The organism is Agromyces sp. GXS1127, from assembly GCF_050565425.1.
In the GTDB taxonomy this organism is placed as follows: domain Bacteria; phylum Actinomycetota; class Actinomycetes; order Actinomycetales; family Microbacteriaceae; genus Agromyces.
In genome coordinates this window covers 492,515-514,864 of sequence record NZ_JBOCIG010000001.1, presented here as the reverse complement: position 1 = coordinate 514,864, position 22,350 = coordinate 492,515, and the positions used below count along the sequence as shown (strand labels likewise).

The following is a 22,350-nucleotide window of genomic DNA, read 5'->3' as shown; positions in this document are numbered from 1 at the left end:
GGATGAACACGGCTCGATCTCTCGCACTCGCCGCCGCGGCGGCTGCGGCACTCGCACTCGGCATCGGCGCCACGACGCTGAGCGCCACCGGAACCGGTGAGGAGACGCTGCGGCTCCATCTCGGCAGCGACGCCACGCAGTTCGTCTACAGCAACGGGGGCGACCCGATCACGCAGGCCATCGGCACTCCGAAGAACTGCCAGATCACGGTGACGGGACCACTCGCCTCGATCGAAGGCAGCGACCGCGGACCGGGCCTGAAGGACGGCTCGGTCGGCATCAAGACCGGCGGCTCGACGGGCGTGCCCTGTGCCCGTGTGGACTCGACGGAGTTCCTCACGGTCGGCCTCGAGGCGGTGCCGAACGCGGTGCGTGCGTCCCTCGACCTCGAGCTCAAGGGCTCGGTCCGGGTCGACGTGACGGTGTCGCTCGGCGGCACCGCGGTGGAGACGTTCCAGGTGCGTGCCGGCGGCGGCATCGTCCCGGGCCAGGGCGTCGACGGCAGCACGACCGCGCCCTACACGGCGACGGCGACCACGGCCCAGCCGGTCGTCAACTGCCGCAACGCGTCCGACTCCGGCCCCGACTCGGGCCCGAACGACAACTGCTACGTCACCATCGAACCGAGCTCGGAGTTCGATGGGGTGAAGCTCCAGCCCGTGAGCGGCGAGGTGTCGCTCGAGGGCAGCTGGGACTTCGGCAACGACCCCGCCTTCGACACGATCTTCTACCTGACCGGCTACACGGGCGAGCTCGGCTGCACGCCGGAGAACGGCACCGCGACGATCGACCAGGGCAACGTCTACGGCACCTTCACCCGACTGGAGAACCCCGACGGGACCGACTGCGTGCTGAAGCCCTACACCCTCTCGGCCGACGTCGTCGCCGAGACGCTGAGCTTCGTGCCCGTCGACGTCGACCCGCCCCAACTCGCGGCCTACCGCGGCACGGTCGCGTTCGCTCCGAAGCTCGCCTCGAACCCCGTCACCAACCAACTCGAGTACGACCAGGACGACGACGGGCCGATCGAGTTCGCACTCATGCCGTGGTGCGCGGGAGACCCGTTCGCGAACCCGGACGTGCCCGGATCGATCGACACCGGCGTGATCCCCGACGGCGACACCTGGTGCATCGTCTCCGAGACCACGAAGGTCTACTCCACGACCCAGGTGCGCACCGAGTGGGACGTCGTCGGCATCGGCGACCCGAAGATGCGCTGAGCACTCGCTCCGTCATCCGCGGCGGCTCGGCGTGGTCTCGACCACGCCGAGCTCGCGGAGGAGACGATCGGCCTCGGCCCGGATCGACTGCGCGGCAGACGGATCGCCGGTGAGCTCCGCCTCGATGAGGAGGAGCTGCGCGATCTCGAACGGCAGGTCCTGCTCGCGGGCCTGCGCCAGGCCGGCCGAGACCACGTCCTGCGCCTCCCGAACCCTGCCGAGCGCGGCGAGCGCCGATGCCCGGGTCCGCGCGATGGTGCTGCCGTAGAGTTCGGCCTCGCCTCCGGCGCGCTGTTCGGTCTCGCCGAGCGTGTCGAGCGCATCCTCGGGGCGCCCGGCGAGCACGAGTCCGTGGGCGACGAGGACGGCCGCCTCGATCGCCGACTGGACCTGGCCGGTCCGGACGGCCTCCGCACGAAGCTCGGACAGGCTCTCGATCGCCCCCTCGTCGCCCCGAAGCAGACGCAGCCGGGCCAGCTGGATCTCGGCGAAGATCGCCGCGTCGACGAGGCCGTGCGCGCGAAGGACGCGGACCGACGGAACGAGGACCTCCTCGGCTTCGCCGAACCGTGCCTGGCTGACGAGCACCTCGCCGATGTTCGCCCCGCAGGTCGCCGCTTCGGCTTCGTTCCCCGCGCGGAGGAAGGCGTCGCGTGCGCGGGCGTAGAACCCGACGGCGTCCTCCCATCTGCCCTGCCAGTACGCCTGCCCGCCCAGGTTGTTCGTCACGACGGCCGTGCCGGGGAGGTTGCCCAGCTCCTCGTAGATGGCGAGCGCGCGCTCCCCGTACACCGCCTTCGCGGACTGCCCCAGCATCACGTACGCGGCGTCCAGCACCTGGTAGGACCGCGCCAGTGCCTCACGCTCGCCGGACGCCTCGGCTTCGAGCATCGCCTGCTGGGCGAGGCGCACGGCCGCGGGCATGTGCTCCTGCAACTGGCGGATCTGCGCGTTGAGTGCGTTCAGCCGTGCCGTCGCGCGCAGCGCCTCGGCGCTCCCGATCTCCGCGACGAGTCGCCGACCGGTCGTGAGGTCGCGATAGGCGGTGACGTAGGCTCCGGTGCGGGCGCGAGCCCGAGCGCGCTTCAGCAGGACGTCGGCGGAGCGGATCGGGTCGTCCCGGACGAGGCGGCGCGCCTGCCCGTACGCCTCGACGGAGTTCTCGAAGAGCCCGGCCTGCTCGAGCACGTCGCCCAGCGACTCCGAGACGTCGGCGACGTCGGCGGGCGGGAGGTCGGCCACGTGGCGCGACGCGCTGAGCGCTCGCCGGAAGAACGTCGCGGCTTCGAGGTTCGCATAGATCTCCTTGGCGCGCCGGCCCGCGACCCGCGACGACTCCCACGCCTCCGGCCACCGATGGGCCTCGGAGTAGTGGATCGAGAGGAGCTCGACCTGTCCCGACGGATGGCCGGCGGAGGCGGCGGCGATGGCATCGCCGACCTGCGCGTGCAGTTCGCGGCGGGTCTTGAACGGCAGTCCCGCGTAGGCGACATCCCGGATCAGGCTGTGCTGGAACTGGACCCACCCGGTCGCATCGACCGTGAGGAAGCCGCCGAGCCGCCGCAGGGTCTTCACCTGCCGGCCCGCATCGGCCACGGAGGCGCCGAGCACGGCCGACATGTGCTCCTGCCGGAACCCGGCGCCGAGCACCGCGAGGCGCCGGAGGAGGTTGCGGTCGGACGGCGGCAGCCGGTCGATGCGGGCGGCGATGAGTCCCTCGATGGACTGCGGGAGGTAGTCGACCGCGGCGCCCCCGCGGAGCACCTGGAGCAGCTCGAGCAGGAAGAGCGGACTGCCCTCCGCCCGTGCGGCGAGCGCCGCGACCTGGCTCGGGAGGAGCGGGACGCCGATCGTGGCCCGCTGGATCAGCTCGGTCGCCTGGCCGGAATCGAGCGGGAGCAGGTCGACGCGCGTGACCGCCGGCCCGTCGACCGCCACGAACCCCTGCCCGCTCGGCTGTCGGCTGACGATGACGAACCACGGTACGTCCTCGACCTCGGCGATCAGCGCCCCGAGGAGATCCCTCGACGCCTCGTCCATCCACTGGCCCTCTTCGATGAGGAAGAGCGTGGGCTGCCGGACCGTGGCGCGGAGCAGCTCGGCCACCGCGGAGCGGGTGCGGGCCGGGCGGAACTGGTCGTCGAGCTGCTCGACCTCGGCCGACTCGGGGAGTGCGAGTCCCACGGGGGTGCCGATGAGGGCGAGCCAGGGCTCGAGGCCCGGGGCGTGGGCGCGCACGAGGTCGACGAGCGCGGCCTCCGTGGCGTCCTGGTCGAGGCCCTCCAGTCCCCACGCGGCTCGCAGGAGCGCGCGGAACGGGAAGTACGGCGTCGCCATCTGGTAGAGCCGGCACTCGGCCGTGATCACGCGCTCCGGGCTCGCGGTGACGAGCAGCTCCTGGAGGAGCCGCGACTTGCCCATGCCGACGTCGCCGGTGAGGTCCACCATCCGACCGCGCCCGCTCCGGGCGTCGCCCCACGCCTGCGCGAGGATCGCGAGCTCGGCGTCGCGGCCGACCAGCGGGGTCTCGCCGAACCGCCCGCCGGCACGGCTGCCCCTCGGCTCGCCCACCGAGTACGCCTGCACCGGCTGCTGCTTGCCCTTGACCGAGAACGGCTCGCACTCGGTGATCCGGAACGTCGTGCGCGACGCCTCGAGCACGTCGCTCGTCGCGAAGACCTCGCCCGTCGGCGCCTTGGCCATGATCCGGGCGGCGAGGTTCACGGCGTCGCCCATGATCGTGTAGGTGCGCCGATAGGGCGGGCCGACCGCACCCGCGAACACGTGTCCCGAGGTGATGCCGACCCGGATCGGCGGATCGCGACGAGCCCGGTGACGGATGTCGCGGGCGGTGAGCAGCATCTGCTCCTCGTTGTTGCCCGCGGTGTCGGGGACGCCGGCGGTCAGGATGATCTTGCCGCCGTCGGGCGCGATGTCGGTCGCGAGGAAGGTGACCCCGTGCTCGTCGGCCGTCCGCTGCACGTCGGCGACCAGCGCGTCGAGCACCGCCGCCGCCCCGGCGGGATCCTCCTCGACCAGCCGGTCGAACCCCGAGTAATGCAGGAAGGCGATCGCCGCCGGCCGGTGCTCGGGGTCGATCGTGCCGCTCTGCAGCGTGCGTCGGAGGCCGACCGGGACGAACTGGCGGAGGTCCACCTGCGGGCTCTCAGCCACGAGGAACCCGGACTGCTCGACATGCGGTCCGCGACTCAGGAGCCGGCCGGGTCCGCGGACCGCTCCGACGACCGAACGCGGCAGCAGCGCTGCGGTCTCGGGACTCACGAGGATCTGCCCCGCGGTGGCCGCCCCCTCCATCTGCACGGTGCGGGTCGCCGCCGGGCCGGCCACGATGAACTCGCGGTGCGAGCCGCCGACGAGGAAGAAGTCGAAGGTGCCGCTGTGCACCCCGACCGACATCCGGAGCGACACCGTGCCCGCGCTCGTCGCGAAGCCGTCGATCTGCCGCAGCTCGGTCCGCATGTCGTGTGCGGCGGCCGCGGCGCGCAGGTGGTGCCCCTCCCCCGTGAAGAGCAGGAGCTGCGCGTCGCCTCCGAACTTGAGCAGGTTCGCCCCGAACGCGTAGGCGGCGGGGAGCAGCCGGTCGAAGGTCCCGTCGATGACCTCGGTGACCTCCTCGGCGCCGACGTCGCCGTGGCGGGCCAGGCGCTCCGACATTCGGGTGAAACCCGAGATGTCGACCAGGACCATCGTCCCCTCGGCCGCACGGTGCAGGCGCCCGGGCGTCTCCTCGTCCCAGTAGCGGACCATGCGCGGCACGTACGGCTGCAGCACGTCGACCGACCCTGGGTCGGACGCGGGCGAGCCGGACGGGTTCATGGGGAGACCTCCCTCGGTGTCAATCTAAGCCACGACGCCTCGCGCTGCCGTGAGCAGCGCTGCCCTGGGCGGCATCCCGCCCGGAACCGCACGCCGCGACGCAGGCTGGGCGCATGACCGATCGAGAGAGCCCACCAGTCCAGCCCATCGACGCCGAGCTCACGCGCCGGCTCTTCCACGAGCGCATCATCGTGCTCGGCGACGAGCTCGACCAGGCCGGCGGCAATCGCATCTGCGCGCAGCTCGTCGCGCTCGCGGCCGACGACGCGCGCCGCGACATCCGCTTCTGGATCAACTCGCCCGGCGGCTCGGTGCCCGCGATGCTCGCGATCCATGACGTCATGCGGGCCATCCCGAACGACGTCGCGACGATCGCGGTCGGCATGGCGGCGAGCGCCGGCCAGTTCCTGCTCACGGCGGGCACGCCCGGCAAGCGCGCGGCGCTCCCCCACTCCCGCATCCTGCTGCACCAGGGCTCGGCGGGCATCGGCGGCACCGCCGTCGACGTCGAGCTGCAGGCCGACGACCTCAGGTACACGCGCGACACCGTGCTCGGGCTCATCGCGCGCTACACGGGCCGCCCCGTCGAGCGCGTCCGCGAGGACTCGCTCCGCGACCGCTGGTACACGGCCGAGGCCGCCGTCGACTACGGCTTCATCGACCACGTCACCGAGCGGTTCGACGAGCTGTTCCCGCTCGAACCGCGCGCCGTCGCCGGGCTGGGGGTGCCCGCATGACCTCGTACACGATCCCGTACGTCGTCGAGAAGCGGGGCGGTGTCGAGCGTTCGCTCGACGTGTACAGCCGCCTGCTCTCCGAGCGCATCGTCTACCTCGGCACCGAGATCGACGACGGCGTCGCGAACGTGCTCATCGCGCAGTTCCTGCACCTCGCCTCCGAGTCGGGAGAGACCCCGATCAGCCTGTACGTGAACTCCCCCGGCGGGTCGCCGAGCGCCGCGCTCGCGGTCTACGACACCATGCGGCACATCAGGGCGGATGTCGCGACGACGTGCGTCGGACGGGCGGGCGGTCCCGCGGCCGTCCTCCTCGCCGGTGGGGCGCCGGGGCAGCGCTCGATGCTGCCGCACAGCACGGTGACGCTGCACCAGCCCTCGACGCAGGGACGCGGTACCGTGCCCGACCTCATCCTGCACGCCGACGAGGTGCTGCGCGTGCGTGCCGAGCTCGAGGTCGCACTCGCGGCCGACACGGGACGCACCGCGGCGCAGCTGCGCGCCGACACGGACCGCGACCTGATCCTGCCCGCGCAGGCGGCCGTCGAGTACGGGCTCGCCGACCACGTGCTCACCGCGCAGGTGCCCGTCGGCCTGGTCGCGGGTCAGGCGGCCAGGAGGTAGGCGCCCGGCGGCGCCGTCGCGGGCGAGGGCGCCGTCACGGGCGCGAACGGCGCGGTCGCGTCGCGCGAGGCGGTCAGGTCGAGCAGCCGGGCCCGTCGGCGGGCCGTCTCGGCCTCCCGGGCCGACCGCTCCGAGAGCCGCCCGGCGACACGGCCGACCACGTCGACGAGCTCGAGACCGAGCGCGTCGACCACCGCCGAGAGCAGCTCCGACGAGGCCTCCTTGCGGCCGCGCTCGATCTCGGAGAGGTACTGCGGCGACACGCCGGCGGTGCGGGCCACCTCGGTGAGGATGCGCTCCTGCTCGCGACGCTCGTCGCGGAGCACCTCGCCGAGCACGTCCCGCCACAGCGGCCTCGATCGCGGCGCGGTCTCGACGGTGCGTGCCGGGAACTCGATCGTCTCGCCCATGTGCCGAGGCTACGCACCGCCGCCGACGGCGGACAGGGCGATCCGCTCTCAGCAGAATCCCCGTCGCGATGGCGTCGGGGAGCACGACCGCGGCGGGGTGGGCCAGCCACTCGTCGACGCAGCGGTCGGCGGCATGCCGGCTACGCCGGCTCGTAGGTGAGGCAGTCGCCGCGACCTCAGAGCAGCCAGGGGTCGATGCCGGGATCCGCGGTGCGAGGTGGATCGGCGAGCGCCGGCGGCGGCGGCATCCGTCGGCGGGCGCGGCCCGCCATCCACCCGCGCACGGCGCCGGACGCACCGGTCGCGCCGGCGCCGAGCCGGACGAACCGGCGGGAGGGCGGCCCGGTCGGGACATCGGCCGGCAGCGACGACGCGGCCACGATCCATCCGGGCATCCCGAGCAGGCGGAGCACGCGCGCGAGTCGCTCGGACTCGAAAACGCTGTCCGAGTCGAGCGGCTCCTCGAGCACCTCCGCGAGGTCCTCGCCCGCGTCGGGCCGGCCGGCCGCGGTCGCGAACGCGAACGCGTGGTCGGCTCCGAAGGGTTCGTCCAGCACGTCCTCGTCGGCTCCGGGTTCGTGCGACGGGTCACTGGAGTACCGCCCGAGTTCCTCGCCGCCGCTCCAGGCGGCCAGCACGAGCTGGCGGTCGAGGCGCACGCGGATCGCGACCGCGACGGCGTCGAGGGTCGCGGCGAGCGCGGCCGCCGTCTCGAGCACCCCGCGTCGCCCGGAGGCGACCGTGCCGTCGCCGGGCACGGCGAGGGCGACCACCCAGTCCTCGGCGGGCGGTGCGAGCCACCCCGTGAAGCCGAGCTCGCCGAGCGCCGCGAGTACTTCCTCCCACGGTGCGGCGCCGGCCGGCACGAGCACCGCCGCGTAGCTCTCGCCGCCGGGCGGCTCGGAGTCGGCGGGAACGCCGGGTACGGGGAGCGTCATGCCTCGATCATCCTCCTGCGCGCCCGCGCCGTCAGCCGCCCTCGGCCGGTGGCTCGTCCTCGGCCGTGAGCTCGAGCACGAGCGCGTTCTCGGGCGCGAGGAGCGGCATGGGCAGGCCGACCTCCTCGAGCACCCGCCCGGGAAGCCGCACCTCGCCGCGCGCGAACCACGGCGGGTCCGCGTCCTGGATCGCGCGCACGGGCCCGAGGTCGACGCGGCGCACGCGGTAGTCGACGGCCGGGTCGAGTCCGGGCATCCGCACCGCCGGAGGAAGCGCCCCGTGGGGCGTCCCCACGACCGCGATCGACATGACGGCGTGCCGGCGGTCGGACGCGACGACGCCGTGCACCACCTGCGCGGCGTCGCCCGCGTCCCCTCGCACCACGCGTCCGGAGTGCAGCAGCCCTCGGAGACGGCGGTAGGTCGCCGTCCACGCCGCGACGGCGGTCAGGTCCGCCTCGGTCGCGGTCCCGAGGTTCCACTCGATTCCGGCGCTGCCGAAGAGCGCGGTCGCGAGCCGGAAGGAGAGCTCGGAGGTGCGTCCCGTCGTGTGCGCCCGCTCCGCCCCGAGATGGGAGCCGAGGTACTCGGGCGGCACGACGAGGCCCGTGAAGCGCTGGATGGACTGGCGTTCGAGCGGGTCGTTGGTGTCGCTCGTCCAGACGCGGTCGGTGCGTTCGAGGATGCCGAGGTCGACGCGCGCTCCGCCGGAGGCGCACGACTCGATCTCGACGCCGGGGTGCGCGGCTCGCACCCGGTCGATCAGGGCGTAGAGGGCCGCGGTCTGGGCGTGCGCCGATCCGCCGAGCAGGTCGCGGTTGTGGTCCCACTTCAGGTAGCGGATGTCGTGCGCCGCGAGCAGCGCGTCCAGCGCGTCGAACACGTGGTCGGCGGCGCCGGGTGCGGTGAGGTCGAGCACGCGCTGCGAGCGCCATTCGGGGTCCTCCGGGCGACCGAGGACCCACTCCGGATGCTCGCGCGCCAGCTCGGAATCGGCGCTGATCATCTCGGGCTCGACCCAGAGCCCGAACTCCATTCCGGCCGACGCGACGCGATCGACGAGCGGCCCGAGCCCGTCGGGCCAGACGGCCGGGTCGACGGTCCAGTCGCCGAGTGCGCGGCGGTCGTCGCGACGGCCGAGGAACCAGCCGTCGTCGAGCACGAACCGCTCGACCCCCACCCGCTCGGCGGCCGCGATCAGCGGCTCGAGCCGGTCGAGCGAGTGGTCGAAGTAGACGGCCTCCCACGTGTTGAGCGTGACCGGACGCGGCCGTCCGCCGATGGTCGACCACGACCGGATCCACGGGTGCAGCCGATCGGAGATCCCGTCGAGCCCGGTCGTGGAGTGCACCGCGACGACCCAGGGCGAACTCGCCTCCTCGCCCGGCTCGAGCACGAGCTCGCCCGGGGCGAGGAGTTCGCCGCCGCCGAGCGTCGTCGGGCCGAGCGCGCTGCGCTCCGCCCACGCCTCGGTGTCGCCCGACCAGGCGACGTGCATCGCCCACACCTCGCCGTGTCGGAACCCGAACCCGGGCGTGCCGGCCGCGATCAGGAAGGCGTCGTCGTGACCGCCGCGTCCGTGGCGGGATTCCCGGGCGTGCACGCCGTGCTCTAGCGGCCTGCGGATCGGGCGGCGTTCGCGCGCCCACAGCCCGCTGAAGTCGAGCAGTTCCGCGGCACGGGCCGGGACGGGGAGCACCGTCGCGAGCCGCGCGAGCGACAGCCGGCCCGCTCCGCGGTTGGCGATGCGGTGGCGGGCCCGGAGCACTCCCTCCGGCGCCAGCTCGAGGCGCGTCGAGACGGCCACCCCGGCCTCGTCGTCCACGACCTCGAACGCGATCGCACCGCCCGTGACATCCGCCCCTGCGGACGTCCCGACGACCTCGCCGTTCCCCGCCGAGCGTCCGCCGACCACCTCCAGGGACCCGGGCACGAGCCGCAGGTGCGGCGCACGGAGCGCCGCGGCTGCCTTCATTCCGTCGACGGCGGCGTCGCGCGATGCCTCGAGCCCCGGGCGTCCCGACCAGCCCTCGCCCAACGTGGGCACGAGGCCGACCCGCAATGGCACGTCGATCGACGACGGCGGAACGGCCGGGACGGAGGCCTCGGCCAGGGCGATGAGGGCGTGCGGCCCGAGGGCACCGAGGTCGCTCCCCCAGTGCAGCACGGCGGGCACGCCCGTGCCGCGGGCGTCGACGATGAGGCTGACGCCCGCGGCACGGAGGTGATGGATCACGGCGAGAGGCTACTCGGCGACCGGGATGGACTGCGCCTCGAGCGTCGAGATCGTCGAGGCCTGCCCCTTCTCGAGCGCTTCGGCGAGCGTGCCGCTGCCGGAGGCCGCGGCCTTGAACCCGTCGGAGACGTCGGCGTAGGTCTGGGTCATCGTCGGGCCCCACACGAAGTCCGGGTTGACCTGGGCCGCGGCCTCGGCGAAGACGTCGTAGATCGGCTGGCCGCCGTAGAACTCGACGCCCTCGGTGAGGGTCGGCAGCTCGAGGCCCGCCGTCGTGGCCGGGTAGATGGCCGCGGTCTGGTTCAGCGACGTGAGCGCCTCATCCGAGGTGTTCAGCCACAGCGCGAACTTCGCCGCCTCGTAGAGGTGGTCGGTGCCGTTGAAGACGGCGATCGACGAACCGCCCCAGTTGCCGGCCGCGGCATCGCCGTCCTCCCACTGCGGGGCGAGGGCGACCGACCAGTCGCCGGCGGTGTCGGGTGCGCCCGACGAGATGGAGTTCGCACCCCACACGGCGGAGTTCCACGTCCAGACCTCGCCCGAGTTGTAGGCGTTGTTCCACTCGTCGGTCCACGCCGGGTACGTCGAGACGAGGTCGTTCTCGATGAGGTCCTGCCAGTAGTCGGCCACCTTCACGGACTCGTCGCTCGTGAGCTCGACCGTCCAGGCGTCGCCGTCGTTGGCGAACCACTCGCCGCCGGCCTGCCAGACGAAGCCGGCGAACTGGTTGATGTCGGTCTGCGAGAAGTTGGTGATGTAGCCGCCCTGCTCGCGGATCTTCACCGCGGCGTCGCGGTACTCGTCCCACGTCGTCGGCACGTCGATGCCGTTCTGCTCGAACAGGTCGCTGCGGTAGAACAGCGCCATCGGCCCCTGGTCCTGCGGGATGCCGTACACCTCGTCCTCGGTGCCCAGGGTGACCTGGCCCCACGTCCAGTCGAGGAACTGGTCCTCGGCCGAGACGACGTCCTCGCAGGCGGCCAGGTTCTCGAGTCCGTCCTGCACGCGGAAGTTCGGCAGCGCGTCGTACTCGATCTGGCCGAGGTCGGGGGCGTTGCCCGCCTCGAGCTGGTTGAAGAAGTTCTGGTAGGTGCCGGCGTTGCCGGACGGGCCGGTCTGCACCTCGACCTGGATGTCGGGGTTCGCCTCGTTCCAGATCGCGACGGCGTCCTCGATGCCCGGGATCCAGCTGGTGAACGTGAGCGTGACGTCCTCGCCCGCGGGCTCGCAGGACGCCGCGTCGCCGCCCGAGCCGGAGTCACCCGCGGCGCAGCCCGTCAGGGCCAGCGCGGCGGACGTGAGCAGGGCTGCGGTGACCGCTCGTTTCGTGTGACGCATGAGCTTTCCTTCTCTCGGTGGTGGTCCCGGATGCCGCCGGGTCGGGGGTCTACTTGATGGCGCCGGTGCCGAGGCCGGTGCGCCAGTACCGCTGCAGCAGCAGGAACGTGATGATCAGCGGGACGATGGACAGCAGCGAGCCGACGAGCACGAACGTGCGCAGCTCGGGGAACTGGTTGATGGTCGAGTTCCACGCGTACAGGCCGTACGTGACCGGGAACAACTCCTCGCTGCGCAGCATGATGAGCGGGAGGAAGAAGTTGTTCCAGATGGTGACGAACTGGAACAGGAACACCGTGATGAGCGCGGGGAACATGAGGCGGATCGACACGGTGAAGAACGTGCGGAGCTCGCCCGCGCCATCCAGCCGACTCGCCTCGAGCAGTTCGTCTGGGACGGATGCCTCGGCGAACACCCGCGCGAGGTAGACGCCGAACGGGCTCACCACGCTCGGCAGGAACACCGCCCAGAAGGTGTCGGTGAGCTGCACGCGGCTGAAGAGCAGGAACAGCGGCAGCGCGAGTGCGGTCGCGGGGACGAGGACTCCGCCGAGCACGATGTTGAAGATCGTCTCGCGGCCGGGGAACCGGTACTTCGCGAGGGCGTAGCCGCACATGCCGGCGAGCACGGTCGCCACCACCGCGCCGAAGCCGGCGTAGAGCAGGCTGTTGAGGATCCACTTCAGGTAGACGCCGTCGCGGTAGGCGAAGAGCGCGCCGATGTTCTGGAACAGCTGGAAGTCGGCGAACCAGAGCGGGTTCGTGCTGAACAGCTCCCCCCGCGACTTCGTCGAGGCCACGAGGAGCCACCAGATCGGCACGAGGAAGTAGAGCGTGAAGATCGCCATGACGAGCATGGCGCCCGATCGGGAGAGCAGGCTCTCGCGCGGGCCGCGCCCGCGCGCGGCACCGGGATGCGCGTCGCCGTCGCGGCCGATGCCGCGCGGGTTCACCGCGGCCACCGCCGACGTGGCGTCGGGTTCGATCGAGGTGCTCATGCGTCTGTTCCGCCCCGTCGGGTGAATCTGAGGAACGCGAACGAGAGGATGAACGTCGCGAGCGCGAGCACCACCGAGAACGCGGCGGCGAGCGAGACGTTCGGGATCGAGCTCGTGGCGTAGATCGTCATGTTCGGCGTGTACGTGCTCGTCACCGCCGAGCTGAACGAGCGGAACGTCTGGGGCTCGGCCAGCAGCTGCAGCGTGCCGATGATCGACAGCACCGCCGTCAGCACGAGCGCCGGCCGCACGAGCGGGATCTTGATCGACCAGGCGATGCGCGCCTGGCCGGCGCCGTCGATCCGGGCGGCCTCGTAGATCTCCTGCGGGATCGCGAGGAGCGTCGAGTAGATGATGAGCATGTTGTAGCCGACGAAGACCCAGGTCACGACGTTCGCGATGGCCCACAGCACGAAGTCGGCAGAGAGGAGGTCGATTCGGCTCGTGACGGCCTCGAACGGCGAGAGGTTCGGGGAGTAGAGGAAGCCCCACATGATGGCCGCGATGACGCCGGGCACGGCGTACGGTGCGAAGAACGCGAGGCGGAAGAACTTCTTGCCTCGGATGAGCGGCGAATCGAGCAGGAGTGCGAACAGCAGCGCGAGGCCGAGCATGACGGGCACCTGCACGATGCCGAAGGTCAGCACGCGGCCGACCGAGGTCCAGAACGCCTCGTTCTGGAAGACGAGCGCGTACTGCTGGAGGCCGCCGAAGACCTCGCGCGCCTCGCCGAACGTCCCCTCCCGTTCCACGACGAGGAGGGACTGCCAGATGGCGACGCCGATCGGCACCAGGTAGAACAGCACGAACAGCGCCGCGAAGGGCGCGACGAACGCGACGATCGCCCAGGGGTGCTGGATCCTGCGCCGTCGAGCCGGTCCGGGTCTGCGGACCTGCTCCTCCGTCGCGACCCGTGTCGCGGCGGGTGTGGCTGCGGATGCGCTCATGCCGCGCCCTCCTCTCTGATCACCCGGACCTCGCCGGCGGGCACGACGATGCGCCCGCCGACGGCGGTGCCGGTCACGAGTTCGATGCCGTGCGCGTCGAACTCGACGGCGTCGGCGCCGTGGTTCACGACGAAGCGCCAGGCACGCTCGCCGTCGGTGCGCCGCGTGACCTCGACGTCGGCGGAGGCGCCCGGCTCGAACACCACTCCGGCGCCCTCGGCGACGCGACCGACGAGGTCGAGCAGGTCGTCGCGCTCGAGCAGCGTGCCGAGGTACCAGGCGTCCCCGGCGCCGGGGGCGCCGGCGGCGGCGCCGGCACGGCGGGTGACGGCCGGACGGCCCGCGGCGGGTCCGTCGGCGAAGCGGTCCACGACCTCCGCGTCCGTCGCCTCGAGGCGGTCGCTCCAGAGCGAGGCCGAGGCGCCGGACTCGAGCGTGATGGGCGTGCCGGGCAGCACCGGCGCGAACTCCTCGACGCGGACGCCCAGCAGGTCGCGCCAGGCGCCGGGATATCCGCCCATGCGCACCCGATCCTGCTCGTCGACGATCCCGCTGTAGAACGTCACGAGCGCGTGCGCACCCGAGGCGACGGCCTCGTCGAGCCTCGCGGCGTCCGCATCGGAGACGAGGTAGAGGCCGGGCGCCACCACGAGCCGGTACCCCGTGAGGTCGGCTCCGGGCCGGACCACGTCGACGCTCGCGCCGAGGTCGTGGAGCGCGCCGTACAGCGCGTGGACCTGGTCGAGGTACTCGATGGCGTGGGTCGGCCGGGTCTCGGCGTCGGAGGCCCACCACGACTCCCACGAGAACAGGAGCGCGACGTCGGCCTGCACTCGCGCGCCCGCGACCTCGTCGAGCGCACCGACGATGCGGCCGAGCTCGACGACCTCGCGCCAGAGCTCGGAGTCGGTGCCGGCGTGCGGCACGAGGGCGGAGTGGAACTTCTCCGAGCCCTGGAGCGAGGCGCGCCACTGGAAGAAGCACACCGCGTCGGCACCGCGGGCGACATGGGCGAGCGAGTTGCGAAGGAGCTGGCCCGGTTCCTTGGCGAGGTTGACGGGCTGCCAGTTGACCGACCCCGTCGAGTGCTCCATGAGGAGCCACGGCTCCCCTCCGGCGAGGCCGCGCGTGAGGTCGGCGGCGAAGGCGAGTTCCGTCCGGGGCTCGCCGAGGCGGTGGTCGAGGTAGTGGTCGTTGGCGATCACGTCCATCTCGGGTGCCCAGGACCAGTAGTCGAGGTTGCGGATGTGCGCGGTGACCATGAAGTTCGTGGTGATGGGCAGGTCGCTGCGGCGACGGATGGCGTCGGCCTCGGCCCGGTAGTGGTCGAGCAGCTGCTCGGAGGAGAACCGGTGGAAGTCGAGCACCTGCCCGGGGTTGCGGCTCGAGAGCGTGAGCTTCGGGGTGAGGATCTCGTCCCAGTCGGTGTAGCGCTGGCTCCAGAAGCTCGTGCCCCACGCGCGGTTGAGCTCGTCGATCGTGCCGTAGCGGGTGCGCAGCCAGCGACGGAAGGCGCGCGTGCTCTCCGTGCAGTGGCAGAGCGCGTTGTGGCAGCCGAGCTCGTTGGAGACGTGCCACAGCGCGACCGCGGGGTGCCGGCCGTAGCGTTCGGCCACGGCCTCGACCAGCTCGAGGGCTGCGCGCCGGAACTCGGACGAGCTCGGGCACCAGGCCTGGCGCCCGCCGGGGTAGCGGGTGGTCCCGTCCTCGACGACGGGGAGGATGTCGGGATGCCGCGTGGTCAGCCACGGCGGAGGGGACGACGTGCCCGTGCCGAGGTTGATGCGGATGCCCGCGTCGTGCAGGAGACCGACGACCTCGTCGAGGTCCGTGAAGTCGAACGCGCCGTCCGGAGCCTGCAGCGCGGCCCAGCCGAAGACGTTGACCGCGACGAGGTCGACGCCGGCCTCGCGCATGAGGCGGACGTCCTCGCGCCACGTCGCCCGGTCCCACTGCTCGGGGTTGTAGTCGCAGCCGAAGGCGATGCCCGCGTGCTGGAAACGGGGCCGGCTGGCGGCGGGAACAGCCTCGGCCTGCGGCGGCGGGGTCGGCGCCAGCGTCGTCGCGTGGTGGTCCACGGTGCTCCCGGTGATCGTCATTGACTCTGTGAACGTGCACAGATTTGGCTGGGTGAACACCTCGGGCGCTTTCTGTGAACGTACACAGAATGGCACCGCGCGGCATCCCTGTCAAGACCTCGCCGCCGATACAGTGGGTCGCATGTCGACGAAGCCGGCGCGCGCCAAGCGGGCCACCGTGCACGATGTCGCACTCGAGGCGGGCGTCTCGCGCGGCACCGTCAGCCGGTACGTCAACGGAGAGCGATACGTGTCGGCGGCCGCCCGCGAGGCGATCGAAGCGGCCATCGCGAAGGTCGGCTACGTTCCGAACACCGCAGCCCGCAACCTCGTCATGCAGCGAACCCAGGCGGTCGGCTTCATCGTGCACGAACCCCACTCGCTGTTCGTCGAGGACCCGAACATCGGCGAGATCCTCCTCGGCGCGAACACCCGGCTGTCCGAGGCGGACCACCAGATGGCGGTGCTGATCGTCGACACCGAGCGCGACACGGACCGCGTCGCGAGGTACCTCTCGGGCGGACTCGTCGACGGCGTGATCATCGTCTCGGCGCGCGCCGACGACCCGATCACGCGCGTCGTCGAACGCCTGCAGATGCCCGCCGCCTACGTCGGCCACCCGCCCGGGGCCGCCGGGACCGCGTCGTTCGTCGTCATCGACAACGTCGGCGCCGCGCGCTCGATCACCGACCGGCTCGCCGCGACGGGCCGACGACGCATCGGCATGATCGCGGCCGCCCTCGACCGCGACTCCGGCGCCGATCGGCTCGCCGGCTTCCGCGACGCGCTCGGCGACCGGTTCGACGACGCGCTCGTCGAACCCGTGCCGCTCTACTCCTACTCCGCCGGACGGGACGGCATGCGACGCCTGCTCGAGCGCGCACCCGACCTCGACGGGGTGTTCGCCGCCTCCGACGCGGTCGCCGCGGGCGCGATCGAGGCGCTGAAGGAGGCCGGGCGCCGCGTCCCGGAGGACGTCGGCGTCGTCGGCTTCGACGACAGCGCCTGGGCACGCCGCACGACGCCGCCGCTGTCGACCGTGCGCCAGCCGGCGGCGGGCCTCGGTGCCGGTGCCGCAGAACTCGTGCTCGCCCGCCTCCGCGGCGAGGACCCGCCTGCGGAACGCCGCCTCGAATGCGAGATCGTGTGGCGGGATTCGGCCTGAGCCGGAACCGTCAGCCGCGCAGGCGCCGTCGATAGGCGGCCGGAGGCTCGCCGCACCGCTCGCGGAACCGCGCATAGAACTGGCTCTGCGACCGGAACCCGGCAGCGTGCCCGACCTCGGGGACGGGCAGCTCCGACGTCAGCAGCAGGTGCTGGGCCCGTGCCACCCGGCACTGCGCGAGGTACTCCCCGATCGTGATGCCGAGGGCGCGCCGGAAGACGGTCATCGCGTGCTGCGGGGCGAGGTGGACGTGGCGCGCGACCTCCCCGACGCGGATGTCGTCCGCGGCGTGCTCCGAGATCCAGGCCGCCATGGCGGCCGCGTCCGGCCGGATGCCGACCCCGCGCTCGGCGAGCACCGGTCGCAGCTCGCCGGCGGCGATCGCCGCGCGTCGGGCGAACCCCTCGATCTCGGCGGTGGCGGCGCGAGCCGCCTCGCCGCCGTCGGCGAGTTCACCCGCCCAGACTCCGACCCGCGAGGCGAGGTCGAGTCCCGGGCGCTCGGCGACGAGGGCGATGCCCCCGCCGAGCAGGCCTCCGACGAACCCCCGGCCCAGTCCCCACCCGACGGCCGTGCCGAGCGGCACCGTGAGCCAGGACACGCGGCTCCGCGTGGCATCGGTCACCAGCTGATGCGGCCTGGCCGCCCAGAACACCGCGAGCGTTCCGGGCGGGATGACGACCGAACGCCCGTCGACGAGGTACTCCAGCACGCTCGGCGAGGCGTTGAACTCGAGGTCGTCGTGCCGATGCGCGAGGGCCATCGCCGCGGGCGCGCCATGCCAGCACGCGAGGCCGAACGACCCCGCCCCGTGCTCCGGATCCGGTTCGGCGAGACGCATGATCCCGGAATTCTCGCACGTTCTGCGAGAGGAACTGCGCGATCCTCGTCCCTACCGTGGAACCGACCCGCGAACGGAAGGACCATCATGACCATCGTCGAGCCCGACGCGCCCACCACCGGCACCGCCGCACCCGTGGCGGTCGAACATCACCTCACCCCCGAGCAGGTGCGGTTCTTCGACGAGCACGGCTACCTCGTGCTCCGCGGCCGCATCCCCGGCCCCACGCTCGCCCGCCTCCAGGCGGCGGCCGACGGCTGGATCGCCGACGGTCGCGCCCTGGGCGAGGACGACCCGGCGGCATCCGACTACCAGTGGGCGACCCGCGGTGGCAGCCGGCGCATGTTCCGCGTCGACTACCTGCACGGCAAGGGGCGGCCCGCGTCGCTCGAGCTCCTCGGCAGCCCCGAGGTGCTCGGCATCGCCGAGAGCCTGGCCGGACCGGACTTCGTGCCGACCTACGAGTCGCTGGTGTTCAAGGACGAGGGCGACGGTGCCGCCATCGACTGGCACCAGGACGCCGTGCACCCCCGCACCCACCGCATCTTCAACATCGACGTCTACCTCGACGCCTCGCGTGCCGGGGAGGGCGCCCTGCGCGTCGCACCGGGCTCCCACCTCGCCCCGGTCGACGTGTGCCAGCTGCAGGAGGAGTTCGGATGGGACGCCCCGGGCGTCATCCAGGTCGAGCTCGAACCCGGAGACGTGCTCGTGCACGACGTCATGGTCGTGCACGGCTCGGAGGCGGTCACCGGCAACCGGCTCCGCCGCACCATCTACTACGAGTTCCGTGCCGCCGAGCAGATCCTCGCCGAGGGCCCGTGGGACGCCGAGTGGGTCGACCGCCGCCTCCGGCTGCTGCCCGTCGCGCTCCGCGAGCACGCCCGTGCGAACCCGGATGCCACGGGGTTCGCCTGGCACGTCGACCCCGCCCTCCGCCCCGACGACAGCGGCGACGACGCGGCCGAGCTGCGCATCGCGCACCTCGTGCACTCGCCGGGTTCGTACTGCAGCGCAGGAAGCGTGCCGTTCACGGACTGACGGCGCCCCCGCCGTCAGCGGAGCGCCTCGGCGATCGGCGTCTCGCCGCGGTTGAAGCGGATGGTGCGACCGACCGTCGCCGGTTCGACGAGGGCCGCCGCGACGGCGTCGGCGACATCGGCGCGATCGACGTCGGAGCTCTCCTCTCCGGTCGCGTCGATCCGGCCGGTGCCGGGACCGTCGGTGAGGGTCGACGGACCGAGGATCGTGTAGTCGAGGCCCGACGCCCTGAGGTGCTCGTCGGCGTCGGCCTTCGCATCGGCGTAGTGCCGGAAGGCGCTGTCGGCGGGCACCCGGTGGTCGACGCGGGACCCGAAGTACGACACCATCACGTACCGGCCGACGCCGGCCTGCGCCGCGGCATCCATCGATCGCACGGCGGCGTCGTGGTCGACCGCGCGCGTGCGCGCCGGATCGCCGCCGCCCGCGCCCGCGGACCAGACCACCGCGTCGTGCCCGGCGATCACGTCGGCGAGACCCGGAACGTCGAGCGTCTCGACGTCGGCGACGACCGGGTTCGCACCGGTCGCGGCGACGTCGGCCTCGTGCTCCGGGTTCCGGATGACCGCGTCGACCTCGTCGCCGCGCTCCACCAGGACCCGCGCGAGCCGCAACGCGACCCGACCGTGCCCGCCGATGATCAGCACCTTCGCCATGACCAGCCTCCCCCGCCGTTCGACACCCCAACGCTACCGACGGATGCGACGGGTGGCCACCGCGGGATCCCGTCGGTCGTGGTGCTGGCGCCCGCGCACCCCGCCGCGCCAGAATGAACGCACGGACACACGGAGGTGCGCATGTCGGTCGAAACGGTGCTCTGGGGAGCCATCTTCGGGATCATGGCGGTCGGCGGGCTGGGCCTCGCGGCCTGCCTCTGGGTCTTCGCCCGAGCACCGAAGCGCTGACGCGGGTCCGCACCCGAATCCCGTCGACCCCGCCGATGACCACGCTGCAGAGCGCGGGCGTGCTGCTGTACCGACGAACGCCCGGACTCGAGGTCTTCATCGCCCACATGGGCGGCCCGTACTGGGCGGGAAAGCACGAGCGCGCCTGGTCGATGCCGAAGGGCATCATCGATCCCGGTGAGGAGCCGCGCGCGGCGGCGTTCCGGGAGTTCGAGGAGGAGGTCGGCGTCGCGGCGCCCGATGTCGGATACGTCGACCTCGGCACCGTGCGGGCCTCCGCGAAGAAGGTGCTGCACGTGTTCGCCGGGGAGTCGCCGGGGTTCGAGGTCGACGAGCTGCGCCCCGGCATGTTCGAGCTCGAGTGGCCGCCGCGTTCCGGCGTCACGGTCGCGTTCCCCGAGATCGACGAGGCCCACTGGGCCGCGGTCGACGAGGCGCGCGAACTGCTCGTCAAGGGCCAGGTCGTCGCGCTCGACCGCCTGGAGGCCCGGCTCGCCGCCGAGGCCGACGGCGTGGGCTGACGCGCGGGCGCGAGGCCGCGGCATCCGTCACTCACCCGAGGGGCGCCGACCGCGGCTCGTCCCACCCCTCCTGCGGCGTGGCGCACGTCTCGCGGAAGACGACCTGCGACGGCAGCTTGCGCTCGTGGCTGACCCAGTCGATCGCGGGCCGGCGTTGCGCCTCGGGCACGTACCCGAGCCGGTAGACGGCCATGAGCTCGAGCTCGTCGGGCACCTTCAGGAGGCGCACGATCTGCTCCCAGCGGCCGGGCACCTCCATGGGGAACGAGATGAACTGGATGCCCATGCCGAGCTCCACCGTCGTGAGCCAGATGTTCTCCATGGCCGCGCCCATGCTGAACACCGAGTAGAACGACGACAGCTGGCCCGGCCGGTACTCCGACCGGTCGAGCATGACGCCGAGGAGGAGCGGCGACCCGGCGACGAGCTTGCGGTTCTCCTCGCCGAGCGTCGTCGGCACCCCGAAGGTGTTCATGAGCTTCTGCCCGCGCTTGGTGAACACCTGGCTGGTGAACGGGCGGAGCGCCGCGGGCAGCTTGTCGAAGAGCATGCCCGAGCGCTTCTCCTCCATCTCGGCCCGGCTGAAGCGGAAGTACGGCTTGTAGCGCTCGAAGAAGGTGCCGTTCGACATGGCCTCGGTCATGCTCTCGCCCGAGATTCGCGCGACGGTCTCGATCGTGCCGCGGTCCTCGATGAGGACGAACCGCCACGGCTGGCTGTTCAGCTGCGACGGTGCGCGGCCGGCCGCCTCGATGAGGGTCCGCTGGTGCTGCTCGGAGACCGGGTCGGGGAGGAACGGCCCGTTGGTGGTCTTGCGGCGGCGGATGGCGTCGAGCAGTTCCATGGTGCTACCTCCACGAGCGGACGGCGGCGGCCGCGAGGAACGGCGCCGCCGCGAGGGCGATGAGCGGATGCCGCGTGCCGCGCGTTCCCGCGTACGGGATCACGGCGAGCGGCACGACTGCGGGAGCGAGCAGGGCGGCGGCCGCGCGGCCGGTGCGGTCGCCGGCCGCGACGCGACCGGACGGACGGATGCCGGCTCGGCTCCGTGCGCTCGCGCCCGGCCGCAGCGCCGCGGCGAGCGCGGAGACCGAGAGCGCGCACGTGGCGAGGTAGAGCGCGTGGTGCACCCACCGGAATCCGCTCGTGTCGACGAGGCCCAGGGCGACCGAGGCGCCGAGCGCGCAGTTCGCGGCGTAGGCCCCGGCGGCGGCCGTGCAGAGCACGGGCGCGGCGCCCGTCATGCGGCCGACACGTCGCTCGACCGCACGGGGGCCCTCCGTCGACCGAAGCGCCGGCGCTCGTCGATCGAGGGGTCCGGGGCATCCCAGACCTTGATGATCGCCCAGCCGACCGCCGTGAGCGGCACGGCCAGCACCGCGCCGGCGATGCCGCCGAGGATGGTGCCCGCGGTCAGCGCGACGAGCACCACGAGCGGGTGCAGCTTGAGTGATTGGGCCATGACGACGGGCTGGAGCAGGTCGCCCTCGAGCTGGTTGACGGCGATCACGATCGCGACCACGATGAGCGCCACGATGGGCCCGTTGGCGACGAGCGCTACGAGCGCGGCGAGGATCCCGGCGACCGTGGCGCCGACGAGCGGGATGAAGGCGGTGAGGAACACGACGACGGCGAGCGGCAGCGCGAGCGGGACCTGCAGGATCGCCAGGCCGATGCCGATGGCGACCGCATCGACGAGCGCCACGATCGCGGTGCCGCGCACGTAGCCGCCGAGCACCTTCACGCTGGTCTCGCCCACCCGCCGGCCGCGCTCGAGTCGTTCACCCGAGAACGGCCGCATGAAGAAGGCCCAGATGCGGTCGCCGTCCTTCAGGAAGAAGAAGAGCACGACGAGCATGAGCACGAGCCCCGTGAAGAACTCGGTGGCCCGCGAGACGCCCGTCAGGGCGCTCTGCCCGAACTCGGCGCTCGTGACGAAGTCGACGATGCTGTTGCGCCAGTCGTCGATCTGCGACTGGTCGATCGGGATGGGCAGCGACCGCACCCAGCCGAGCAGGTCGTCGAAGCCCTCGGTGGCCGACGTGGCGAGGTCGTCCCACTGCGAGCGCACGGCGAACACGATGGCCGTGACGATGCCGCCGAGCACCAGGATGCCGCCGAGCAGCGCGACCCACGCGGCGAGGATCGGCGGCATGATGCGGCGGAGCAGGGCGATGAGCGGGCTCGCCGCGGCGGCGAGGATGAGGGCGATGAGGACCGGGATGACGATGAGGGTGACGCGCGTCAGCGCGTAGATCGCGAGCGCGCCCAGCACCACGATGATGAGCACCTGCAGGCTCCGGACCGACCACCTGCCGAGGCGGTCGTTCCAGATCGGTCCGCCCGCGCCGCGGCGCGCGTGCTCGAGCAGTTGCGCGGCGTCGTCGGGGCGGTCGGCGCGAGGTTCCGGTGCGGTGCGGCGTCGGAAGAACATGGCTCGACCCTAGGGGCGCGGCGCGCCCGCGGACAGGCCTTGACGCCGGTGGGTCCGGGACCCGGTTCCGGTCGCCCGCGGC

19 protein-coding genes are annotated in these 22,350 nt (G+C 72.5%); 6 read left to right on the top strand and 13 right to left on the bottom strand.

The features are described from left to right. Positions 1–2 precede the first annotated feature (2 nt). Positions 3–1,220 (top strand): hypothetical protein, encoded by a 1,218-nt coding sequence (locus ACQ393_RS02375; RefSeq protein ID WP_430645215.1) that lies wholly within the window; start codon positions 3–5, stop codon positions 1,218–1,220. A gap of 12 nt (positions 1,221–1,232) precedes the next feature. Here ACQ393_RS02375 and ACQ393_RS02370 read toward each other — a convergent pair whose 3' ends face one another. After that, positions 1,233–5,057, bottom strand: coding sequence for an adenylate/guanylate cyclase domain-containing protein (locus ACQ393_RS02370; protein ID WP_430645214.1), 3,825 nt, complete (start codon positions 5,055–5,057; stop codon positions 1,233–1,235). 113 nt (positions 5,058–5,170) lie between these two features. Here ACQ393_RS02370 and ACQ393_RS02365 point away from each other — a divergent pair, with 113 nt between their 5' ends. Then, positions 5,171–5,794, top strand: a complete 624-nt coding sequence (locus ACQ393_RS02365) for a ClpP family protease (protein WP_430645213.1) — start codon at positions 5,171–5,173, stop codon at positions 5,792–5,794. Continuing rightward, on the top strand, positions 5,791–6,417 hold the full coding sequence (locus ACQ393_RS02360; RefSeq protein WP_430645212.1) for a ClpP family protease: 627 nt from the start codon (positions 5,791–5,793) through the stop codon (positions 6,415–6,417). The genes ACQ393_RS02365 and ACQ393_RS02360 overlap by 4 nt, the downstream gene beginning before the upstream one ends. Here the strand turns inward: ACQ393_RS02360 and ACQ393_RS02355 are convergent. From ACQ393_RS02355 to ACQ393_RS02325, 7 genes are all read right to left on the bottom strand, one after another. Beyond that, positions 6,399–6,827 (bottom strand): helix-turn-helix domain-containing protein, encoded by a 429-nt coding sequence (locus ACQ393_RS02355; RefSeq protein ID WP_430645211.1) that lies wholly within the window; start codon positions 6,825–6,827, stop codon positions 6,399–6,401. The two genes, ACQ393_RS02360 and ACQ393_RS02355, sit on opposite strands and share 19 nt — an antisense overlap. 176 nt (positions 6,828–7,003) lie before the next feature. Further along, the gene (locus ACQ393_RS02350; RefSeq protein ID WP_430645210.1) at positions 7,004–7,765 is read right to left on the bottom strand and encodes a hypothetical protein; all 762 of its coding nucleotides are present in this window, start codon (positions 7,763–7,765) and stop codon (positions 7,004–7,006) included. Positions 7,766–7,796: 31 nt separating this feature from the next. Beyond that, positions 7,797–10,001, bottom strand: coding sequence for an alpha-galactosidase (locus ACQ393_RS02345; protein WP_430645209.1), 2,205 nt, complete (start codon positions 9,999–10,001; stop codon positions 7,797–7,799). Positions 10,002–10,010: 9 nt separating this feature from the next. Further along, entirely contained in the window at positions 10,011–11,339 is a 1,329-nt protein-coding gene (locus tag ACQ393_RS02340) for an ABC transporter substrate-binding protein (RefSeq protein ID WP_430645208.1), read from the bottom strand. A gap of 49 nt (positions 11,340–11,388) precedes the next feature. Then, a complete protein-coding gene (locus ACQ393_RS02335) occupies positions 11,389–12,195 on the bottom strand; it encodes a carbohydrate ABC transporter permease (RefSeq protein ID WP_430645336.1) in 807 nt (268 codons plus the stop codon). 137 nt (positions 12,196–12,332) lie between these two features. Beyond that, complete coding sequence (locus ACQ393_RS02330) at positions 12,333–13,283, bottom strand: carbohydrate ABC transporter permease (protein WP_430645207.1); 951 nt, start codon at positions 13,281–13,283, stop codon at positions 12,333–12,335. Continuing rightward, a complete protein-coding gene (locus ACQ393_RS02325) occupies positions 13,280–15,382 on the bottom strand; it encodes a beta-galactosidase (RefSeq protein ID WP_430645206.1) in 2,103 nt (700 codons plus the stop codon). The genes ACQ393_RS02330 and ACQ393_RS02325 overlap by 4 nt, the downstream gene beginning before the upstream one ends. Positions 15,383–15,503: 121 nt before the next feature. Here ACQ393_RS02325 and ACQ393_RS02320 point away from each other — a divergent pair, with 121 nt between their 5' ends. Continuing rightward, positions 15,504–16,526, top strand: a complete 1,023-nt coding sequence (locus tag ACQ393_RS02320) for a LacI family DNA-binding transcriptional regulator (RefSeq protein WP_430645205.1) — start codon at positions 15,504–15,506, stop codon at positions 16,524–16,526. Between the two features lie 10 nt (positions 16,527–16,536). Here ACQ393_RS02320 and ACQ393_RS02315 read toward each other — a convergent pair whose 3' ends face one another. Continuing rightward, a complete protein-coding gene (locus ACQ393_RS02315; protein WP_430645204.1) occupies positions 16,537–17,367 on the bottom strand; it encodes a helix-turn-helix domain-containing protein in 831 nt (276 codons plus the stop codon). 87 nt (positions 17,368–17,454) lie between these two features. Between ACQ393_RS02315 and ACQ393_RS02310 the strand changes: the two genes are divergently transcribed. After that, on the top strand, positions 17,455–18,408 hold the full coding sequence (locus ACQ393_RS02310) for a phytanoyl-CoA dioxygenase family protein (protein WP_430645203.1): 954 nt from the start codon (positions 17,455–17,457) through the stop codon (positions 18,406–18,408). 14 nt (positions 18,409–18,422) lie between these two features. Here ACQ393_RS02310 and ACQ393_RS02305 read toward each other — a convergent pair whose 3' ends face one another. Next, a complete protein-coding gene (locus ACQ393_RS02305; RefSeq protein WP_430645202.1) occupies positions 18,423–19,064 on the bottom strand; it encodes an SDR family oxidoreductase in 642 nt (213 codons plus the stop codon). Between the two features lie 284 nt (positions 19,065–19,348). Here ACQ393_RS02305 and ACQ393_RS02300 point away from each other — a divergent pair, with 284 nt between their 5' ends. Beyond that, complete coding sequence (locus ACQ393_RS02300; RefSeq protein ID WP_430645201.1) at positions 19,349–19,834, top strand: NUDIX domain-containing protein; 486 nt, start codon at positions 19,349–19,351, stop codon at positions 19,832–19,834. A 31-nt stretch (positions 19,835–19,865) separates the two neighbouring features. On the opposite strand, the gene ACQ393_RS02295 is transcribed toward ACQ393_RS02300, so the two are convergent. Genes ACQ393_RS02295 through ACQ393_RS02285 form a run of 3 tightly spaced genes read right to left on the bottom strand, consistent with a single transcriptional unit; the run spans position 19,866 to position 22,268 of the window. Further along, positions 19,866–20,678, bottom strand: a complete 813-nt coding sequence (locus ACQ393_RS02295; RefSeq protein ID WP_430645200.1) for a nitroreductase family protein — start codon at positions 20,676–20,678, stop codon at positions 19,866–19,868. A gap of 4 nt (positions 20,679–20,682) precedes the next feature. Then, the gene (locus ACQ393_RS02290) at positions 20,683–21,078 is read right to left on the bottom strand and encodes a hypothetical protein (protein WP_430645199.1); all 396 of its coding nucleotides are present in this window, start codon (positions 21,076–21,078) and stop codon (positions 20,683–20,685) included. Then, positions 21,075–22,268: an AI-2E family transporter gene (locus ACQ393_RS02285; RefSeq protein ID WP_430645198.1), complete on the bottom strand. Its 1,194-nt coding sequence runs from the start codon at positions 22,266–22,268 to the stop codon at positions 21,075–21,077. The genes ACQ393_RS02290 and ACQ393_RS02285 overlap by 4 nt, the downstream gene beginning before the upstream one ends. Between the last annotated feature and the right edge of the window lie 82 nt (positions 22,269–22,350).